The sequence below is a fragment of the Sphingomonas sp. BK580 genome (assembly GCF_014194975.1).
Classification (GTDB): Bacteria; Pseudomonadota; Alphaproteobacteria; order Sphingomonadales; family Sphingomonadaceae; genus Sphingomonas.
In genome coordinates this window covers 83907-102483 of record NZ_JACIAY010000015.1, presented here as the reverse complement: position 1 = coordinate 102483, position 18577 = coordinate 83907, and the positions used below count along the sequence as shown (strand labels likewise).

General features: G+C 70.1%; 19 protein-coding genes. 8 read left to right on the top strand and 11 right to left on the bottom strand.

Translation table 11 applies throughout. The features are described 5' to 3' along the window. Positions 1 to 37: 37 nt before the first annotated feature. The 4 genes from FHY05_RS20285 to petA form a co-directional block, all read right to left on the bottom strand. The gene (locus FHY05_RS20285; protein ID WP_183946251.1) at positions 38 to 2482 is read right to left on the bottom strand and encodes a TonB-dependent siderophore receptor; all 2445 of its coding nucleotides are present in this window, start codon (positions 2480 to 2482) and stop codon (positions 38 to 40) included. Positions 2483 to 2679: 197 nt separating this feature from the next. After that, entirely contained in the window at positions 2680 to 3522 is an 843-nt protein-coding gene (locus tag FHY05_RS20280; protein WP_183946250.1) for a cytochrome c1, read from the bottom strand. Between the two features lie 30 nt (positions 3523 to 3552). Further along, complete coding sequence (locus FHY05_RS20275; protein WP_183946249.1) at positions 3553 to 4839, bottom strand: cytochrome b N-terminal domain-containing protein; 1287 nt, start codon at positions 4837 to 4839, stop codon at positions 3553 to 3555. A 13-nt stretch (positions 4840 to 4852) separates the two neighbouring features. Then, positions 4853 to 5437: a ubiquinol-cytochrome c reductase iron-sulfur subunit gene (petA, locus tag FHY05_RS20270; RefSeq protein ID WP_183946248.1), complete on the bottom strand. Its 585-nt coding sequence runs from the start codon at positions 5435 to 5437 to the stop codon at positions 4853 to 4855. A 180-nt stretch (positions 5438 to 5617) separates the two neighbouring features. Between petA and FHY05_RS20265 the strand changes: the two genes are divergently transcribed. From FHY05_RS20265 to FHY05_RS20255, 3 genes are read left to right on the top strand one after another with little or no spacing between them, the layout of a single operon-like run. After that, positions 5618 to 6076, top strand: a complete 459-nt coding sequence (locus FHY05_RS20265) for a tRNA (cytidine(34)-2'-O)-methyltransferase (protein ID WP_183946247.1) — start codon at positions 5618 to 5620, stop codon at positions 6074 to 6076. A gap of 34 nt (positions 6077 to 6110) precedes the next feature. After that, positions 6111 to 6950: an oxygen-dependent coproporphyrinogen oxidase gene (gene hemF / locus FHY05_RS20260; protein ID WP_183946246.1), complete on the top strand. Its 840-nt coding sequence runs from the start codon at positions 6111 to 6113 to the stop codon at positions 6948 to 6950. Beyond that, positions 6941 to 7534 carry a GNAT family N-acetyltransferase gene (locus FHY05_RS20255; protein ID WP_183946245.1) on the top strand — a complete coding sequence of 198 codons (594 nt, stop codon included), beginning with the start codon at positions 6941 to 6943 and terminating at the stop codon, positions 7532 to 7534. Before hemF ends, FHY05_RS20255 begins: the two co-directional genes overlap by 10 nt. Here the strand turns inward: FHY05_RS20255 and FHY05_RS20250 are convergent. Then, on the bottom strand, positions 7504 to 8250 hold the full coding sequence (locus FHY05_RS20250) for a hypothetical protein (protein WP_183946244.1): 747 nt from the start codon (positions 8248 to 8250) through the stop codon (positions 7504 to 7506). The genes FHY05_RS20255 and FHY05_RS20250 overlap by 31 nt on opposite strands. Continuing rightward, positions 8247 to 9056, bottom strand: coding sequence for a hypothetical protein (locus FHY05_RS20245; RefSeq protein ID WP_183946243.1), 810 nt, complete (start codon positions 9054 to 9056; stop codon positions 8247 to 8249). The genes FHY05_RS20250 and FHY05_RS20245 overlap by 4 nt, the downstream gene beginning before the upstream one ends. On the opposite strand from FHY05_RS20245, the gene lipB reads away from it, so the two are divergent. From lipB to FHY05_RS20230, 3 genes are all read left to right on the top strand, one after another. Beyond that, positions 9040 to 9813 (top strand): lipoyl(octanoyl) transferase LipB, encoded by a 774-nt coding sequence (gene lipB / locus FHY05_RS20240; RefSeq protein WP_260181735.1) that lies wholly within the window; start codon positions 9040 to 9042, stop codon positions 9811 to 9813. The genes FHY05_RS20245 and lipB overlap by 17 nt on opposite strands. Before the next feature lie 90 nt (positions 9814 to 9903). Beyond that, on the top strand, positions 9904 to 10152 hold the full coding sequence (locus FHY05_RS20235; RefSeq protein ID WP_183946242.1) for a hypothetical protein: 249 nt from the start codon (positions 9904 to 9906) through the stop codon (positions 10150 to 10152). Between the two features lie 229 nt (positions 10153 to 10381). Then, positions 10382 to 11065 (top strand): hypothetical protein, encoded by a 684-nt coding sequence (locus FHY05_RS20230; RefSeq protein ID WP_260181734.1) that lies wholly within the window; start codon positions 10382 to 10384, stop codon positions 11063 to 11065. A 344-nt stretch (positions 11066 to 11409) separates the two neighbouring features. On the opposite strand, the gene queE is transcribed toward FHY05_RS20230, so the two are convergent. The 5 genes from queE to FHY05_RS20205 all read right to left on the bottom strand — a co-directional run bounded on the left by queE (position 11410) and on the right by FHY05_RS20205 (position 16499). Continuing rightward, complete coding sequence (queE, locus tag FHY05_RS20225) at positions 11410 to 12042, bottom strand: 7-carboxy-7-deazaguanine synthase (RefSeq protein WP_183946241.1); 633 nt, start codon at positions 12040 to 12042, stop codon at positions 11410 to 11412. Between the two features lies 1 nt (position 12043). Further along, complete coding sequence (gene queC / locus FHY05_RS20220) at positions 12044 to 12742, bottom strand: 7-cyano-7-deazaguanine synthase QueC (RefSeq protein ID WP_183946240.1); 699 nt, start codon at positions 12740 to 12742, stop codon at positions 12044 to 12046. Positions 12743 to 13126: 384 nt separating this feature from the next. Beyond that, complete coding sequence (locus tag FHY05_RS20215; RefSeq protein WP_260181732.1) at positions 13127 to 14044, bottom strand: Hsp33 family molecular chaperone HslO; 918 nt, start codon at positions 14042 to 14044, stop codon at positions 13127 to 13129. Between the two features lie 197 nt (positions 14045 to 14241). Then, positions 14242 to 15159, bottom strand: a complete 918-nt coding sequence (gene argF, locus FHY05_RS20210; RefSeq protein ID WP_183946238.1) for an ornithine carbamoyltransferase — start codon at positions 15157 to 15159, stop codon at positions 14242 to 14244. Positions 15160 to 15305: 146 nt separating this feature from the next. Beyond that, entirely contained in the window at positions 15306 to 16499 is a 1194-nt protein-coding gene (locus tag FHY05_RS20205) for an aspartate aminotransferase family protein (RefSeq protein ID WP_183946237.1), read from the bottom strand. A gap of 177 nt (positions 16500 to 16676) precedes the next feature. On the opposite strand from FHY05_RS20205, the gene FHY05_RS20200 reads away from it, so the two are divergent. Beyond that, positions 16677 to 17615 carry a DnaJ C-terminal domain-containing protein gene (locus tag FHY05_RS20200; protein ID WP_183946236.1) on the top strand — a complete coding sequence of 313 codons (939 nt, stop codon included), beginning with the start codon at positions 16677 to 16679 and terminating at the stop codon, positions 17613 to 17615. Beyond that, the gene (locus FHY05_RS20195) at positions 17615 to 18577 is read left to right on the top strand and encodes a YihY/virulence factor BrkB family protein (RefSeq protein WP_183946235.1); all 963 of its coding nucleotides are present in this window, start codon (positions 17615 to 17617) and stop codon (positions 18575 to 18577) included. The genes FHY05_RS20200 and FHY05_RS20195 overlap by 1 nt, the downstream gene beginning before the upstream one ends.

Sequence of the window (18577 nt, the reverse complement as noted above, 5' to 3'; positions counted from 1 at the left end):
CGCCCCCGTAGGTTCTCGCGCGGAGAGGGTCAATCGCTCACCAGCTCAGCCCGGCACGGACGTACAGGTAGCGACCGTTGAACCCGAACGGCGAGTAATAAGGGAAGCCGATCACACCGGTCGAGTTGTTCGCGGGGATGGTGCGATCGGGGTAGACGTCGAACAGGTTGCTCACCCCGAGCGCGACCTGCCCGCCGGGCAGCGCCTGATAGCGCAGCTCGAGGTCGGTCACGGCGTGCCGGCCCGTGCGCACGTCGGCGGCGGGAGTCGTGCCCGGCTGGTTGACGTCGCCGTAATAGGTCACGCGGGCGAGCGCGCCGAGCTGGTCGAGCGACCAGTCGATCGTGCCCGTCACCTTCTCGCCGGGCGTGCCCTGCTCCACCGTCAGCACGCGGCTCCGCGCGAACAGCGTCGGCGCCGGGTCGAGCACCGCGGTCGAGGTCGGCACGTCCGTCACCTCCACCTTGTTGACGTTGCCCGCCACCGTGAGGTCGAAGGCGCCCACGCGCTCGGTGCGGAGGCGATAGTGGGCGACCGCGTCGATCCCCTTCGTGGTCGAGCGCACGCCGTTGATGAAGAAGCGCGCCGCGGTCACGCCATAGGGCGAGAGCAGCGCCGCCACGCCGGGACTGAACGAGGCGTTGATGTTCTCGGACAGTGCCAGCTGGTCGCGCAGCTTGATGTAATAGCCGTCGACCGAGAGGTCGAAGCCGCCGAACCGGATCACCGTGCCCGCCGAGAAGTTGGTCGACTTCTCCGGGTCGAGCGCGACGCCGCCGAGCGCGGTGCCGAGCCCGCTGGTCGAGGGCGTCGTCGCGGTGAGGAAGGGAACGCCGTTCTGCACGACCGAGGCGGTGGAGGTGAAATATTGCTGCTGCAGCGACGGCGCGCGGAAGCCGGTCGAGACCGTGCCGCGCAGCGCCAGCCACTCGGCGATGTCGTAGCGCAGCGACGCCTTGCCGTTGGCGGTCGAGCCGAAGTCCGAATAATCCTCGAAGCGCCCGGCGAGACCGAGCAGCAGCGCGTCGGTGAGCTGCGCCTCGACGTCGAGGTAGGCGCTGCCGTTGCGACGCGAGCGCTCGAGCGCGTTGGCCTGGGTCAGCGCGGGGAAGCCCTGCGCCCCCGCCGACACGCCCGACACCGGCTGGCCCGCCGCCTCGCCCGCCTCGATCTTGTAGCCCTCGCGCCGCCCCTCGAGCCCGAAGGCGACGTTGAGCGACTGGAAGACGTCGAACTTGCGCGTCACGTCGAGCCCGGCGACCCACTGGTCGTAGATCAGCCGCCCATCGTAGAACGCGGTCTGCGAGGCATTGCCGGCGGCGAAATTGGCGGTGTCGAGCGTGCGGAACGACAGGCGGTTGCGGCCATAGCTCACGTTGAGATCGACGTTCCACCCCGCCACCTCGCCGCGCACGCCCAGCGCCGAGTTGAGGTCGGTCGACTTGGTGTTGATGATCGGCAGGAAGCCGTTGGGATACAGCTCGTTGACGTTGTAGCCGCTGGTCACGCCCGGCAGCCGCGGGAAAGCGGCGCCGCGCACGTCACGGTCCTGGTAGCCGACCCAGCCGTACAGGCTCCACGTGTCGGTGAGCGAGGTTCCCGCGTTGGCGAACAGCGTATATTGCTCCAGCGCCGGGTCGCCGAAGCGGCCGGTGACCCGGGTGGGCGAGACGCGCGGGTCGAAGTCGGCGCGGTTGGTCGGCTCCCGGCGGTTATACTCGCCCGACAGCGTCAGGAAGCCGTCGCTGCCGAAGCCGATCCCCTGCCACGCCGAGGCGGTGACGTTGTTCTCGCCGGTGACGTGGCGGCTGCCGCGCGCGGTGTCGACGGCGGTGTCGTAGAAGCCGTAGGTGACGGTGGCGCCGCCGCCCGAGCGCGCCTCGCGCAGCCGCAGGTTGACCACGCCCGCGATCGCGTCCGAGCCATATTGCGCCGAGGCGCCGTCGCGCAGCACCTCGACGCGGTCGAGCGCTGCGACCGGGATGGTGTTCAGATCGACCGCGGACGAGCCGCGCCCGACCGAGCCGTTCGTGTTGAGCTGCGCCGAGGCGTGGCCGCGCACGCCGTTGATCAGCACCAAGGTCTGATCGGGCGAGAGCCCCCGCAGCGTCGCGGGGCGCACCGCGTCGGTCGCGTCGGTCGCGGCGGCGCGCGGGAAGTTGACCGAGGGCGCGACATTGGCGAGCGCCGCCGCCACCTCGGTGGTGCCCTGGCGCTGGAGGCTGGCGCCGCTCAGCACGTCGACGGGAGAAGGACTGTCGAGCCGCGTGCGCCCCGCGGCGCGCGTGCCGGTGACGACGATGTCGTCGCTCTCCGCTGGCAGCGCGGCGCTGTCCTGAGTCGGCGCGGCCTGCGCCTCGGTGGCGGGCTGCGCCTGCGGCAGTTCGCCCTGCGGCTGCGGCTGCGGCTGCTGCGCGCGCGCGGCGGGTGCGAGCGTGATCAGCGCGCTGGTGGCGAGGAGGCGGGCAACGAGACGGTGCATGGCGAGGATCCCTGTTCTGCCGCGTCCGCGCGCAGACGCGCGGAGCGTTCGTTGGGGATCGCTTTACGCCGCTTCGACACGGCGCGGCTCAAATCTGCGTTGGGAGCCGCCAAGCATTTCTTCCGAACATCCATCAGGCGGATGTGGATTGCGGCACGGAGGGTCGGGGACGAGCGCGGCGCCCGTCCCCGTCAGGCTCAGTGTTTCACCTCGCGCCAGACGTTCTGGTACGCGCCCCAGGTCAGATAGATGAAGACCATCAGGAAGATCACCGCCGCCAGCCCGGCGGCGTGGCGCGCCTCGAGGTTGGGCTCGGCGGTCCAGGTGAGGAAGGCCGCCACGTCGCGCGCCATCTGGTCGCGCGTCGCCTTGGTGCCGTCCGAATAGGTCACCTGCCCGTCCGACGTCAGCGGCGGCGGCATCGCGATGTTGAGGTTTGCGAAATACGGGTTGTAGTGCAGCCCCTCCGGCGTCTTGGCGTCGGGGAACTTCTTGAGCAGCTCGGCCGGCTGGTCGCGATAGCCCGTGATCAGCGCGTGGACGTAGTTGCTGCCGTCCTCGCGCGCCTTGGTCATCAGCGAGAGGTCGGGCGGCAGCGCGTTGGCGTTGGCGGCGCGCGCCGCGACCTCGTTGGCGAAGGGCGACGGGAAGTGATCCGACGGCAGGTTCTTGCGCGTCGCCGCCTCGCCGGTCTCCGGGTTGACGCTGGGCTGCTCGATCACCCACTGGTTGGCGATCGCCTTCACCTCGGCCTCGCTATAGCCGATCTTCTGCAGATCGCGGAACGCGACGTACTTCAGCGAGTGGCAGGCCGCGCAGACCTCCTTGTACACCTGGAAGCCGCGCTGCACCTGCTGGCGGTCGAACTTGCCGAACCAGCCCGCGGAGGACAGATGGATGTCCTCCGGATGCAGGTGGAACTCATGCTCGGCGGTGTGCGGCGCCGGATTCTGGATCGCGTCCTTCGCGGTGAAGAACAGCGCCAGTGCGAGCACGAAGACGAACCCCGCACCGATCACCAGTGATATGAGACGAACCATTGCCTGTCAGATCCCCTCTTCGTCTCGTTCTCAACCCGCCAGCGCGGTCTTGGTGGGCGCGGTGCCGCCGTGCTTCGCCAGCACCGCCTCGGTGATCGAGTTGGGCAGCGGCCGCGGCCGCTCCGCCGCCGACACCAGCGGCAGGATGATCAGGAAGTGCGCGAAATAATAAGCCGCGGCGATCTGCCCCATCATCACGTTGCGCGCGGTCGCCTCGGCGCCGCCGACATAGCCGAGCACCAGCACGTCGAACACCAGCACGATCAGGAACCAGCGGTAGGTCGGCCGGTAGTTGGCCGAGCGCACCGGCGAGCTGTCGAGCCACGGCAGGAAGAACAGCAGCAGGATCGAGCCGAACATCGCGAGCACGCCCCACAGCTTCGCCGGCAGGATGAAGTCCGCGGTGAAGCTCTTCAGGATCGCGTAGAACGGCAGGAAATACCACTCGGGCACGATGTGCGCCGGCGTCGAGAGCGGGTTCGCCTCGATGTAATTGTCCGGGTGCCCCAGCAGGTTGGGCGAGAAGAACACGAAGGTGGCGAAGATCAGGAAGAACACCGCCACGCCCACGCCGTCCTTGGCGGTGTAATAGGGGTGGAACGGCACCGTGTCCTGCTCGCCCTTCACGTCCACGCCGGTCGGGTTGTTCGACCCCGGGATATGCAGCGCCCAGATGTGCAGGATGATCACGCCCGCGATCACGAACGGCAGCAGATAGTGGAGCGAGAAGAAGCGGTTCAGCGCGGCGTTGTCGGGCGCGAAGCCGCCCAGCAGCCAGATGCGGATGGTGTCGCCCACCAGCGGGATCGCCGAGAAGAAGCCGGTGATCACCTGCGCGCCCCAGAAGCTCATCTGCCCCCAGGGAAGCACGTAGCCCATGAAGGCGGTGGCCATCATGAGCAGGAAGATGACCACGCCGAGCAGCCACACCATCTCGCGCGGCGCCTTGTACGAGCCGTAGTACAGCCCGCGACCGATGTGGATGTACACCACGGCGAGGAACATCGAGGCGCCGTTGGCGTGCGCGTAGCGCAGGAACCAGCCCGCGTTGACGTCGCGCATGATGCTCTCGACCGAGCCGAACGCGACCGTGCCGTTGGCGGCATAATGCATCGCCAGCACCACGCCGGTGACGATCTGGATAACCAGCGCCGCCCCGGCGAGCACGCCGAAGTTCCAGAAATAGTTGAGGTTGCGCGGCACCGGATAGCCCGCGCCGATGGCGTTGTAGACGAGGCGCGGCAGCGGCAGCTTCTCGTCCAGCCAGCGCATCAGCGGCTGCTTCGGCTCATAATGCTTGGCCCAGGGAAAGCTCATCTCTCGTTCTCCCTCAGCCGACCGTCACGACGGTGTCGGACGTGAAAGTGTAATCGGGCACGTGCAGGTTCTGCGGCGCCGGCCCCTGGCGGATCCGCCCTGCGGTGTCGTAGGCCGAGCCGTGGCACGGGCAGAAATAGCCGCCGAACGGCCCCTTGTTCTCGCCCTCGCCCGCGCCCAGCGGCACGCAGCCGAGGTGGGTGCAGACGCCCAGCGTGATCAGCCAATTCTCCTTGCCCGGCTTGGTGCGCTCGGCGAGCGTCTGCGGGTCGCGCAGCGAGCCGACGTCGACGTCGTTGGCCTCGCCGATCTCCTTGGGCGTGAGATTGCGCACGAACAGCGGCTGCTTGCGGAACGACGACTTGATCGCCTGACCGGGCGCGATCTTGGAGATGTCGATCTCGGTGGTCGACAGCGCGAGCACGTCGGCCGAGGGGTTCATCTGGTTGATCAGCGGCAGCACGATCGCGACCGCGCCGACACCCGCGAAGGACACGGCGGCGATGTTGATGAAGTCGCGGCGGCGCGGGTCGTGGGCAGGCTCGTGATAGGGCGCGGGGTTCTCGCCCGGCGGAATATTGTTCTCGACCGTCGCCATTCGCGTCAAACCTCTACCCGTTTCATTCTCCCGCCGGGTCGATCCGATGCCGTCGCGACATGCCGCCTCCCCGCGCGACCTGCCCGTCCCCGAGGCGGTCTGGCGGGGTGATAGCCGCGGGCCTCGCGCTTTGCCAATCCCATTTTGCGGTCGCGCAACAACCTGCGTAGAGCGGCCGCGATGCGGATCGCGCTGTTCCAACCCGATATCGCCGGCAACGTCGGCACGTTGCTGCGGCTCGGCGCCTGTCTCGACGTCGCGATCGACCTGATCGAGCCGATGGGCTTCCCGTTCGGTGAGCGGGGACTGGCGCGCGCCGCGATGGACTATGCCGCGCACGTCCAGGTCCGGCGCCACGCCGACTGGGACGCCTTCCTCGCCACCGTCGCGGGCCGCGTCGTGCTCGCCACCACCGCGGGCGCGGTGCCGCTGCCGCAGGCGCGCTTCGAAGCCGCCGACGTGCTGCTGCTCGGCAGCGAGGGCGCCGGGGTGCCGGCGCACGTCCACGCCCGCGCCGACCTGCGCGTGCGCGTGCCGATGCGCGCCGGGCTGCGCTCGCTCAACGTCGCGGTGGCGGGCGCGCTGCTCCTCGGCGAGGCGCTGCGCCAGACCGGCGGGTGGGACAGATTGACCGATTGACCCGGGCCCTCCCCGCGGGCGAGAGCACATCTCCATGATATTGGACGAACAGCAGACCGCCGCCCGGACCTGGTTCGAGCAGCTGCGCGACCTGATCTGCGCCGAGTTCGAGGCGATCGAGCGCGAGGCCGGCTCGGACGCGCGCTTCGACTATCTCGACTGGGACCGCGCCGACCCGAGCGGCGAACCCGGCGGCGGCGGCGTGCGCGGGGTGATGAAGGGGCGCGTGTTCGAGAAGGTCGGGGTCAACGTCTCCACCGTCGGCGGCACGTTCGAGGGCGATTTCGCCCGCACGATCCACGGCGCGGGCGAGGACCCACGCTTCTTCGCCACCGGGATCAGCCTGGTCGCGCACATGGCCAACCCGCACGTCCCGGCGGTGCACATGAACACGCGCTTCCTCGCCACCACCAAGCGCTGGTTCGGCGGCGGCGCCGACCTCAACCCGCCGCTGCCGATCGCGGAGGATACCGACGACTTCCACGCCACGCTGGAGCGCGCCTGCGACCGCCACGACGCCGGCTATTACCCGCGCTTCAAGCGATGGGCGGACGAGTATTTCTACATCCCGCACCGCGGCGTGCACCGCGGCGTCGGCGGCATCTTCTACGACCATCTCGAAGGTGAGTTCGCGGCCGACCTCGCCTTCACCCAGGACGTCGGCCGCGCCTTCCTCGACGTGTACCCGCGGATCGTGCGGCGACGGATGCACCTGCCCTTCACCGACGCCGACGTGGCGCAGCAGCGCGAGTGGCGCGGGCGCTACGCCGAGTTCAACCTCGTCTACGATCGCGGCACCCTGTTCGGGCTGAAGACCGGCGGCAACGTCGACGCGATCCTGATGAGCCTGCCGCCGGTGGCGACATGGGGCTGACCCACCTACCCGCCGACCAGATCGCCGCGGTGGTCACCTCGCTCGAGATGCGCCGCCGCCCGCCACTGCGGCCCGTGCCCGACTCGCCGCTCCGGCTGGTACGCTGGGCGCGGCCAGAGCCCGAGAAGTACCGCGCGCTGTTCCGCCGCGTCGGCGCGCGCTGGCTGTGGTTCTCGCGCCTCGTCATGGACGATGCCGCGCTCACCGCGATCGTCCACGACACGCAGGTGCAGGTGTTCGCCGCCGTCGACCGCGCCGGCGTCGAGGTCGGCATGGTCGAGCTCGACTTCCGCTCGGCCGGCACCTGCGAGATCGGCTATTTCGCGCTGGTGCCCGAGCTGACCGGCCGGGGCCACGGTCGCTGGCTGATGGCGGAGACACTCGCGCGCGCCTGGGTCGCGGGCGTCAACCGGGTGTGGCTCCACACCTGCACGCTCGATCATCCCTCGGCGCTCAACTTCTACCGCGCGCAGGGCTTCACCCCGGTGCGCCGCACGATCGAGACCTTCACCGACCCGCGCGTGACCGGCGCCCTGCCCGCCGACGTCGCGCCTCAGTTGCCCCTGCTCGCCCCCACGCGGTAGACCACCACGCCCACCAGCAGCACCGCGACCGCATAGGCGGCCGGTACCGCGGCGAGCAGCGCGTCGACCAGCGCGAGCAGCACCGGGTCGCCGCTGCCCGGCGCGCGCAGCGCCTCGTCCGCGCTCAGCAGCGGCGAGACGACGACCCACTGCGCCAGGAACAGCGTCACCAGCGCGCCGGTGATCGCCCAGTCCTGCCCCTTGGTCAGCGTCCAGCTCAGCCGCAGCGCCGGCCCCGCGCGCAGCGCCGGGTGGCGCGCCAGCGCGGGCACCGCCGCGATCAGTCGCGCCTGGACGTAGAGCCCGGGCAGCACCAGCAGCCACAAACCCAGCCCGACCGGCACCGCCACCGCGACGCTGACCAGCAGGAACGACCATAGTCGCGCCAGCGCCTGGCCGAGCGCCTGCCCCACCGTCAGACGGTCCGGGTCGAGCAGCAGCAGCGCCACCGCCGCCACACCATAGGTCGCGAGCAGGTCGGCGAGCAGGTAGAAGAGGGCGTTACCCTGCCCCCAGTCGGCCACGGCGGCGAGCCAGGCGCGCATCATCAGTTCGTCGCGTGGCGCGGGCGGCAGCGGCGGCAGCGGGTCGCACAGCAGGAGCGCCGCGAACGCGGGCAGGAAGACGAACAGCGCGCCGAGCCGCAGCACGAGCGCCCGGTCGCGCCGGAACAGTCGCCACGCGACCGAGAGCAGGCCGGCGAAGGTCAGGCTCATGCGAGCGGCGCCGCCGCGTCTCGTTCGCGCTCGCACGCCGCGGCGTAAAATTGCGCGTAGAAGGCGTTCTGCACCACGGTGGCACCGGCGCTGACGAGCGCCAGCGCGACCGACGTGCCGAACAGCACCGCGCCGTCGCTGTCGAGCAGCAGCTGCAACACGACCCCGACCACCGAGCGGACTGCCACGCTGAGCACCATCACCAGCACGGCGTAGAGGATCAGCACGCCGATCAGCCGCGCCGCCGCGCCGCGCGTCAGCGCGAAGGCCCGGCGGATCGCGCCGAGCCCGCGCCGCTCGTTGACCACCACCGCGAAGAGCGGGGCGAGCCGCGCGCCCAGCCACAGCAGCAGTGCGGCCGCGGCGATGATCAGTCCCGCCGAGAGCGCGAGCGGGCCGGCCGCGGCGCGTTGCATCTCGACCATGCCCGTCGCGGTGACGGTGGCGCCCGCCGCGATCAGCGCCAGCGTGCCGGGCACGAAGGTGAGCGACAGCGCGACGAGCAGCACCAGAGCGACCCCGATGGCGGCGGGCAGACGGTTCGCCGCGAGCCGGTACGCCGTGCCGCGGTCGACGCGCGGGTCGCTCGCCACCGCGGTGATCGCGAGCATGCCGAACAGCATCAGCACCGCCGAGACGATATTGGTCAGCAGCCGCGCCGCCGGGACATCGCCGAGAAAGCCTGCCGCCGCCGCGCTCACCACCGCCGGCAGGAACAGCGTGACGAGGGCGATGCCGAACAGGATCGCGGCGCGCCCGCGCAGCACGTCGACCGTGCGCTCCCACACCATGGCCATCCTGATCATCGCGTCGTCCCCTTCCCGCGCCGGCCTAGCGGTCCGCCGACAGCTTGCCAACCGCGCCGAGCGCGCACATCTGGCGCGCATGCAGCAGCGCGCGACGATGATCGAGGACGTGGAGTGGCGCGTGTCGCCCGGGCTCATCGACTACGCCACGGCGCTGGCGAAGATGGAGGCGCGCGCCGCCGCGATCGCCGCGGGGGAGGCGCGCGAGCTGGTGTGGCTGCTCGAACACCCGCCGGTCTACACCGCCGGCACCAGCGCCGATCCGAGCGAGCTGGTCGACCCGCGCTTCCCGGTCGTGCCCGCCGGACGCGGCGGTCGCTACACCTATCACGGACCCGGCCAGCGCGTCGGCTATCTGATGCTCGACCTGAACCGGCGCGGCCGCGACGTCCGCTGCTTCGTCCACGCGCTCGAGGGATGGCTGATCGCGGCGCTGGCCGAGCTCGGCATCGCCGCCTTCCGCGCGCCCGGCCGGATCGGCATCTGGACGCGCGATCGCGCCGGCGCCGAGGCCAAGATCGGCGCGATCGGCATTCGCGTGCGCCGCTGGGTGACCTTGCACGGCTTCTCGGTGAACCTCGCGCCCGACCTCTCGCACTTCGGCGGCATCGTGCCGTGTGGTCTCGCCGACTATCCGGTCACCAGTGCCGCCGCGCTCGGTTCGCCGCAGGAATTTGCAACTTTCGACGCGGCGCTGGCGTTGACCGCCGACGCCTTTCTGCAAAGCCTGACTTGCGTCGGTGAAAACGAGGCTTGAGAGGGCGGTCATCTGCGATTAATGTCTACGCCGGTTTGGGATAAAAAACGGCCGGATGGTCGCCAAATCCACAGTCTAGGGAGCAAATTCATGCGTGCAGTCATCACCAAGGTCCTCGGCGGTTCGGCGCTCGCGGCAGCCGCTCTCGCCGTCTCGGCATGCGGTTCGAAGACCGAGACCAGCGAGAACACCATGATCACCGACATGAACGCCACCGAGGGCATGGACACCATGACCGACAACATGACCGCCGTCGACGGCGCCATGAACGGCGGCATGATGGCGAACGACACCATGGGCAACGACATGATGATGTCGAACATGTCGAACGCGATGTAATCTGCCGCGATCCGGCGATTGTGTTGGGCGAGGCCGCTCGGGCAACCGGGCGGCCTCTTCTTTTGCCCGCGGCCGGCCCACATCGTTACGCCGCGTCAACAAGCAACGCCGCGGCGGCGACACCGCGCGCCGAAATGAATCATAGCTGCGACAGAATGTTCTTGGGCCATTTACCCGATCTGACGTAAAAGGGCGGCGCGGCCGTAGCCGCGACGAGGAGTGTTGGGGAATGCTGAAGGTGGGGATCGTCGGGGCCTGGATGGCGCTGGCGGCTGGGGTGCTGGCGACGTCGCCGGCTTCGGCGCAGTTCTTCTTCAAGTCGAAGGATTTGCGCGGCGAACCGATCATCGGGAACGAGGACGGCATGGGGCATCCGCTGCCCGGCGCGACGCCCGCCGAGCTGCGCGCCGGCGTGGTGTGGAACATGCGCGCGGCGCTCAACGTCGCGGCGCTGCAATGTCAGTTCGAACCGACGCTGCTGACGGTGCAGAACTACAACGCGATCCTGGCCGATCACCGCGTAGAGTTGCAGAACTCGTTCGACACGCTCGGCAAGTACTTCACCCGCGTGGCCAAGACCAAGAAGGACGGCCAGACCGCGCTCGACCAGTTCGGCACGCGCACTTACGCTGGCTTCGCCACTGTGGCGGCGCAGTATAACTTCTGCGCGACGGCGGCCAGCATCGGCCGCGACGCGCTCTACGCCCCGCGCGGCGGCTTCGGCGACGTCGCGATGACGCGCATGCGCGAGCTGCGCAACAGCCTCAAGCCCTACGGTGAGCAGCAATTCCCCTCGCTCCAGGTGCTGCCGGCGACGCTGCCGCGCTTCGACGAGGCGTGCTGGAAGAAGGGCCTGTTCGTCGAACAGAAGTGCGGCGCGCCGTTGACCCCGGTGGTCTACGCCGCACGCTGATCGATGACGGCGCCCCCGCGGCGCCCTCCTCTTCCGCGACGTCGACGCAGGAGGCTGGGCGAACGCTCGGCCTCGGCGGCCTGGCGCGCACCGGGCTATCACTTGCCAGCCCGTGACGTCGCGCCGCCTGCCGACGGTGAGCTTGCCCGCCGCCGGCAAGCCGATCGCGTCGCCGGCGAGAAATGTTACACGCCCGCGTGTGAACGGAGCGCACGGGGCGACGAACGGCCTATTCGGCGACGATCGACACGGCGCGACGCTGCGACGGCGCTGGTCTGATCGACCATCGCGCTCGGGTCGTCGGCTCGCGCCGGCGGCCCGCAGGCCGCGAGCGCCTCATCCCGTCAGCGCAGCCCCAGCAGCTTGTGCGTCTGCAGCGACAAGCGCCAGCGCGGACGCTCCATCACCAGCGCCATCGCCGCGGCGACGTTCGCGGCCCCCGCAGCATCGTCGAGGGGCTGGAGCAGGAAGTGGCGGAAGTCCCAGCCCTCCACCGCGTGGAGGTCGGTGCCGGCCTGCGGCCAGACGAGTTTCAGCTCGTCGCCCGAGCGCTGCACCGTCTCGCTCCCGGCCTTGGGGCTGATGCACACCCAGTCGATGCCGGGGTGAACCGGCAGCGTCCCGTTGCTCTCGATCGCGACCTCGAACCCGGCGGCGTGAAGCGCATCGACGATCGCATCGTCGACCTGGAGCATCGGCTCACCCCCGGTCAGCACCACGAAGCGTCGCGCGCGCTCGGGTCCCCAGAAGCCCTCCGCCGCCGCCACCAGCGCGGCGGCGTCGACGAAGCGCCCGCCGCCCGCGCCATCCACACCGACGAAATCGGTGTCGCAGAAGCGGCATACCGCCGTGGCGCGGTCCTGCTCGCGTCCGCTCCACAGGTTGCAGCCGGCGAAGCGGACGAACACCGCGCGCCGCCCCGCCTGCACGCCCTCGCCCTGGAGCGTCAGGAACATCTCTTTGACCGCGTAGCTCATCTCACGCGTCCGGCGGGGTCACCGCATAGCCGGTCGGGTCCGGCACGCCGGCCTCGACGAAGCCCTTGTGGCGCAGGCGGCAGCTGTCGCAGCGCCCGCAGTGCAGCCCGCCCGGCGCGGGATCGTAGCACGACCAGCTCATCCCCATGTCGAGCCCGAGTCGCGCGCCCTCGCGCACGATATCGGCCTTGGTCATATGCTGGAGCGGCGCCTGGAAGCGGAAGGGCTGTCCCTCGACACCGGCCTTGGTAGCCAGTTCAGCGAGCCGCTCATAGGCGGCGACGAACTCGGGCCGGCAATCGGGATAGCCGGAGTAGTCGAGCGCGTTGATGCCGAGATAGATGTCGCGCGCGCCGGCCGCCTCGGCCCAGCCGAGCGCCAGGCTGAGGAAGATGGTGTTGCGCGCCGGCACGTAGGTGACCGGGATGGTGCCGTCGACACCGTCCTTCGGCACGTCGATGGCACGATCGGTCAGCGCCGAGCCGCCGAAGGCGGAGAGGTCGATCGGCAGCACGACGTGGCGGATCGCGCCGAGCGCGTGCGCGATGCGCCGCGCGGCGGCGAGCTCGACCTGATGGCGTTGGTTATAGTCGATCGAGAGCGCGAGCAGCGGGTGCCCCGCCTCGCGCGCGAGCGCGGCGGACACCAGCGAGTCGAGCCCGCCCGAGACGAGCGCGACGGCGGGAGACGATTGGGTCATGATGCCGCGCCAGCTAGGCCCTCGCGCGCGCGAGCGCAAGAAAAAGGGCCGCCCGAGGGCGGCCCGTGAGGAGCTTGAGCGGTCAAGCTAGGGAGAGAGCGTGCCGCATGAACAGCACGAGCTCGCTTATGAGGGAGGAAGGTTAAGATCGGACTAACGGTGAGCGCCCCCGTGCCATTCGGTAACGCCTCTACTCGCCCCCGCTTCCCGCCACCGTCGCCCTCCGTTCGGCTTGACCAGCGATCGAGCGCACCCCGCCCCCAGCACCGTCTCGGCACTCCGTATCGGCGGGCGCGACGGCTACTCGCAGCGAACGGCAAGCGGCATGAGGCGAACGGTGGGGGAGATCAGAGGCGCCGCCGGTGGCGCCCCCCCTCAGAGCCCTCAGCCCACCAGCTCGTCCGCGCGCACCGGGAAGCTGGTCGAGCAGAAGGCACAGTCGACCGCGATCACGCCGCTCTCGTCGGCCATGGCCAGCCGCTCCTCCAGGGGAAAGCGCGCGAGCACCGAGCGGATATAGTCGACGTCGCAGCGGCACCCCTTCACCAACGCCTGCGCCGCGAGGACGCGCACCTCGTCCTCCTCGTTGAACAGCCGCCAGACCAGGGTCTCCAGCGGCACGGCGGCGTCGGCCAGTTCGTCCACCCCCATCGTCTGACCGAGCGCCTCGACATGCTCCCACTCGGGATGATCGAGCTTGGTGTGGAGCCGCTCGCGACCCTCCTCGCCCTCGGGCAGGTGCTGGAGCAGCAGACCGCCCGCGACGCAGCGCCCGTCCGCGCCCTTGCGCAGACCGACCCGCACCAGCGTCGGGATCTGCTCGGACTGGTAGAAATAGCTCTGTGCCGCCTCGCTCAGCGTCTCCCCGTCGAGCGGGACGATCCCCTGGTAGCGCTCGCCGGTGGTGGCGAGATCGAAGGTGATCGCGAGATAGCCCTTGCCGAACAAGGCGAACAGCGACGGCTCCGCGGGCGCGTCGGCGAGCCGCTCGTCGTCATACTGGATATAGCCGCGCACCTCGCCGCCGCGATAGTCGCACACCAGCAGCGTGACGACGCCCGCGTCGGTCTGCGTCTGCATCGTCAGCTGGCCCTGCGGGTCCTTGAGCGTGCTGCCGATCAGCGCGGTGAGCGTCAGCGCCTCGGCGAGCAGCTTCTCGATCGCGGGCGGATAGGCGTGCGCGGCGAGGATCGTGTCGAGCGTCGGGCCCAGCCGCACCACGCGCCCGCGCGCGTGCTGCGCGGGGATGGTGAAGCCGAGCGCGCGGTCGAGGTCGGGGGCGTGATCCGGGATATCGGTCAAGGCTGCCTCATACTGGCGGGGTCGCAGAGCCACCGGCTGCCCTCGCCGTCGCCCCGGACTTGATCCGGGGCCCATCGTCCCGCGACCGCTCCGGCCGGTAGCGTGCGCGGGACCAGGGATGCCGGGTCGAGCCCGGCATAACGAGGAGGACGAGCAGTGGGTTGATCCCCCCTAGTTGGGAAGCCGCGCCGCCGCGATCAACCGATCTGGCCGAAGCACCAGCGCAGCACCGACTTCTGCGCGTGGAGCCGGTTCTCCGCCTCCTGCCAGATCAGCGACTGCGGCCCGTCGATCACATCGGGGGTGACCTCCTCGCCGCGGTGCGCGGGGAGGCAGTGGAGGAAGGCGGCGCCCGGCTTGGCCGCCGCCATCAGCGCGGCGTCGACCTGATAGGGCATCATCGCGCGCAGCTTGGTCTCGGCCTGCGCCTGCCCCATCGAGATCCAGGTGTCGGTGACGACCACGTCGGCGTCGGCCACCGCCTCGCGCGGGTCCGCGACGACGCGGGCGCGGCCCGAGGCGCGGACGATCGCCTCCTCCTCCGGCTGAAACCCCTGCGGGCAGGCGGCGACGACGTCGAAGTGGAGCAGCGCCGCGGCCTCGACGATCGAGGCGAGCACGTTGTTGCCGTCGCCCAGCCACGCGATCTTGAGCCCGGGCAGCTGGCGACCGCTCTCCACGACGGTGAGCAGGTCGGCCATGATCTGGCACGGGTGCGACTCGTCGGTGAGGCCGTTGATCACGGGCACGCTGGCGTGCGCGGCCATCTCTTCCAGCTTGGCGTGATCGTCGGTGCGGATCATGATCGCGTCGACGTAGCCCGACAGCACGCGCGCGGTGTCCGCCACCGTCTCGCCGCGGCCGAGCTGCATCTGCCCCGCCTCCATCACGATCGACTGGCCGCCGAGCTGGCGGATCGCCATGTCGAAGCTCACGCGGGTGCGCGTCGAGTTCTTCTCGAAGATCATCGCCAGCACGCGACCGGCGAGCGGCGCGTCGGCGTCGGCGCGCCCGTTGGGCCAGCCCGCGCGCGCTTGTTTGCGCTCGAGCGCGTCGGCCAGCATGGCGGCGATCGCGTCGCCACCGGCGTCGCTGAGGCTCAGGAAATGGCGCACTTCGATCCTCTCCAGAATGGGGAAGGGGACCAGCCGCAGGCTGGTGGAGGGGGCTCTCCACCAGCGCTACCGTATGCGGAGATCCCCCTCCACCACCACGCTGGCGCGTGGCGGTTCCCCTCCCCGCGAGCGGGGAGGAGCTTACATCACTCGTCGGCCACCGGCACGTAGACCCGCGCGGCCTCGCTCAGCTTCTCGACGCACTCGGCGATATGGCTCTCATCTATCACCAGCGGCGGCAGCACGCGGACGACGTTCTCGCCCGCCGCCACCAGCAGCAGCCCGTGATGGTCGCGGCAGTGCGCGACGAAGCGGCGGCTGTCGCTCTTCAGCTTGATGCCCAGCATCAGCCCGTGGCCGCGGACGTGATCGAACAAGTGATCGTGGTTGGGGATGAGCTGCTCGAGCGAGGCGCGCAGCCGCTCGCCCATCCGCGCCACCTGGTCGAGGAAGCCCTCCTCCAGGATCACGTCGAGCACCGCCTCGCCCGCCGCCATCGCCAGCGGGTTGCCGCCATAGGTCGAGCCGTGCGTGCCGAACACCATGCCCTTGGCCGCCTCGGCGGTGGCAAGACAGGCGCCGAGCGGGAAGCCGCCGCCGATCCCCTTCGCCACCGCCATGATGTCGGGCGTGATGCCGTACAGCTCGTGCGCGAAGAACTTGCCGGTGCGGCCATAGCCCGCCTGCACCTCGTCGAGCACCAGCAGCAGCCCGTGCTCGTCGCAGGCCGCGCGCAGGCCGCGGAGGAACTCCTCGGACGCCGGGCGGATGCCGCCCTCGCCCTGGATCGGCTCGACCAGGAAACCGGCGGTATGGTCGTCGACCAGCGCGAGCGCGCCCGCCAGATCGTTGAACGTCGCGTACTTGAAGCCGGGCAGCAGCGGCTCGAAGCCGTCGCGCATCTTGGCCTGGTTGGTCGCCGAGATCGCGCCGAGCGTGCGGCCGTGAAAGGCGGTGTCGAAGGTGATCAGGTCGTGCCGCTGCGGGTTGCCGTTGGCATAATGATAGCGCCGCGCGGTCTTGATCGCGCACTCCACCGCCTCGGCGCCCGAGTTGGTGAAGAACACCGTGTCGGCGAAGGTGTGGTCGACCAGCCGCTGCGCGAGATGCTCGCCCTGCGGGCTGCCGTAGAGGTTGCTGGTGTGCATCAGCGTCGCGGCCTGGTCCGCGATCGCCTTGACCAGCTTCGGATGGCCGTGGCCGAGCGCGTTCACCGCGATGCCGCTGGCGAAGTCGAGATACTGCTCACCGTCCTCGCCGTAGAGATAGACGCCCTCGCCTCGCACCGGGCGCACGCCGCACCGCGGGTAGACGGGCATCAGCGCTGGGGTGGACGACACGGGGCCTTCTCCTCGGAAAGAACAAGGGCGGCCCGACCGGACCGCCCCGGCCCGTCTTCTACGGTGGCCCGCCGCGGCGGGTCAACACCGCGCGCGAGGGCGCTTGCGCCGCGACGGCGATTGCGCTCGTGCCGCGACTATCCCACATAGGGAAGTAACACACCATTCGGGGAATCCATGGCCGATCCATATGCGACGCTGGGCGTGGCGCGCGGCGCCAGCGAGGCGGATATCAAGAAAGCCTATCGCAAGCTCGCCAAGGAGCTGCATCCCGACCGCAACCAGGGCAATCCCAAGGCGGCGGAGCGGTTCGGCCAGGTGACCTCGGCCTATGACCTGCTCACCGACAAGGACAAGCGCGCGCGTTATGACCGCGGCGAGATCGACGGCGACGGCAATCCCGCCGCACCGTTCGGCTACGGCGCCGGCGGCGCGCGGCCGGGCGGCGCGGGCGGTTTCCGCTCGCAGCAGTTCGACATGGGCGGCGGCGACGCGCCCGACATGTCCGATATCTTCGAGGGGCTGTTCGGCGGGCGTGGCGGCGGTGGCGGCGGCTTCGCCAGCGGCTTCGGCCGGCGCAGCGCCGGGCCGCCGCCGAAGGGCGGCAACGTCGCCTATCGCCTCCAGGTGCCCTTCGCCGACGCCGCCGCGCTCGCGCCGCAGCGCGTGACCCTGGCCGACGGCAGCACGATCGACCTCAAGCTGCCCGCCGGGGTCGACACCGGCACCCAGATGCGTCTCTCCGGCAAGGGCGATCCCGGTGCCGGCGGCCCCGGCGACGCGATCGTCACGATCGAGATCCAGCCGCACCGCTTCTTCACGCGCGAGGGCGACGACGTCCGGCTCGACCTGCCCGTCTCGCTCAAGGAGGCGGTGGAGGGCGGCGCGGTCAAGGTGCCGACCGTCGACAAGCCCGTGATGCTCACCGTGCCGCCCGGCTCCACCTCGGGCAAGACGCTGCGACTGAAAGGCAAGGGCTTCCACCGCAAGGCCGGCGGCCGCGGCGACCAGCTGGTGCGGCTGGTCATCGACGTCCCCGCCGACGACGCCGCGCTGAAGTCCTTCGTGGCAGGCTGGCCGGGTGGCGGGAACCCGCGCGCGAACATGGGAGTCTGATGTGGGTGACGGACGCTCCTCCCACGCTCACGCCTGAGGATCGCGCGCGCCATCACGGCGGCGCGCGGCGTCGCCTCGACCGCCAGCTCGCACATGTCCGGCCTGGCAGCTACAGTTGGGAAGTGCTGAAGCGCGCCGCGGTCGGCGTCTATACCGACGGGTTCATCCACGCCGGCAACCTCGCCTATCTCGCATTGATGACGGTGTTCCCGTTCTTCATCGTCGCCGCCGCGGTCGCCTCGCTCTTCGGCCAGACCGACGAGGTGCAGCGCGGCGTCGCCAGCTTCCTGTCGGTGCTGCCGCGCGATGTCGCGACGATCCTGCGCGAGCCGATCCGCAACGTGCTCCAGGCGCGTACCGGCTCGCTGCTGTGGTTCGGCGCGCTGATCGGGCTATGGACGGTCGGCAGCTTCGCCGAGACGATCCGCGACATCTTCCGTCGCGCCTATGGCACGCGCTCGTCGCAGTCGCTGTGGCGCGCGCGGCTCGGGCTCAGTGTCGCGATCGTCGGCTCGATCGTGATCGCGCTCTTCTCGTTCCTCGTGCAGGGTCTGCTGATCGCGGCCGAGCAGTTCATCTATCGGTTGCTCCCGGTCGCGCAGCACGTCGCCGAGTGGCTCAACCTCGCGCGACTGGTGCCCGCGGCGGTGATGTTCGGCGCACTCTACATGCTGTTCTACTCGGTCACCCCCGGCCGCTACCGCCGCAGTGAGAGCAAGAAATGGCCCGGCGCGCTGTTCACGACATTGTGGTGGGTCAGCATGACCGCCGGCCTGCCGTGGGTGCTGTCGCAGCTCGGCGGCTATGATCTCACCTATGGCAGCCTCGCCGGGGTGGTGGTGATGCTGCTGTTCTTCTATCTGATCGGCCTTGGCCTGGTGTTCGGCGCTCACCTGAACGCGGCACTGGCGGAGCCGCCCGCAGCGGTTGTAGAGGGGGCCGACGATAATGATGAACAATGA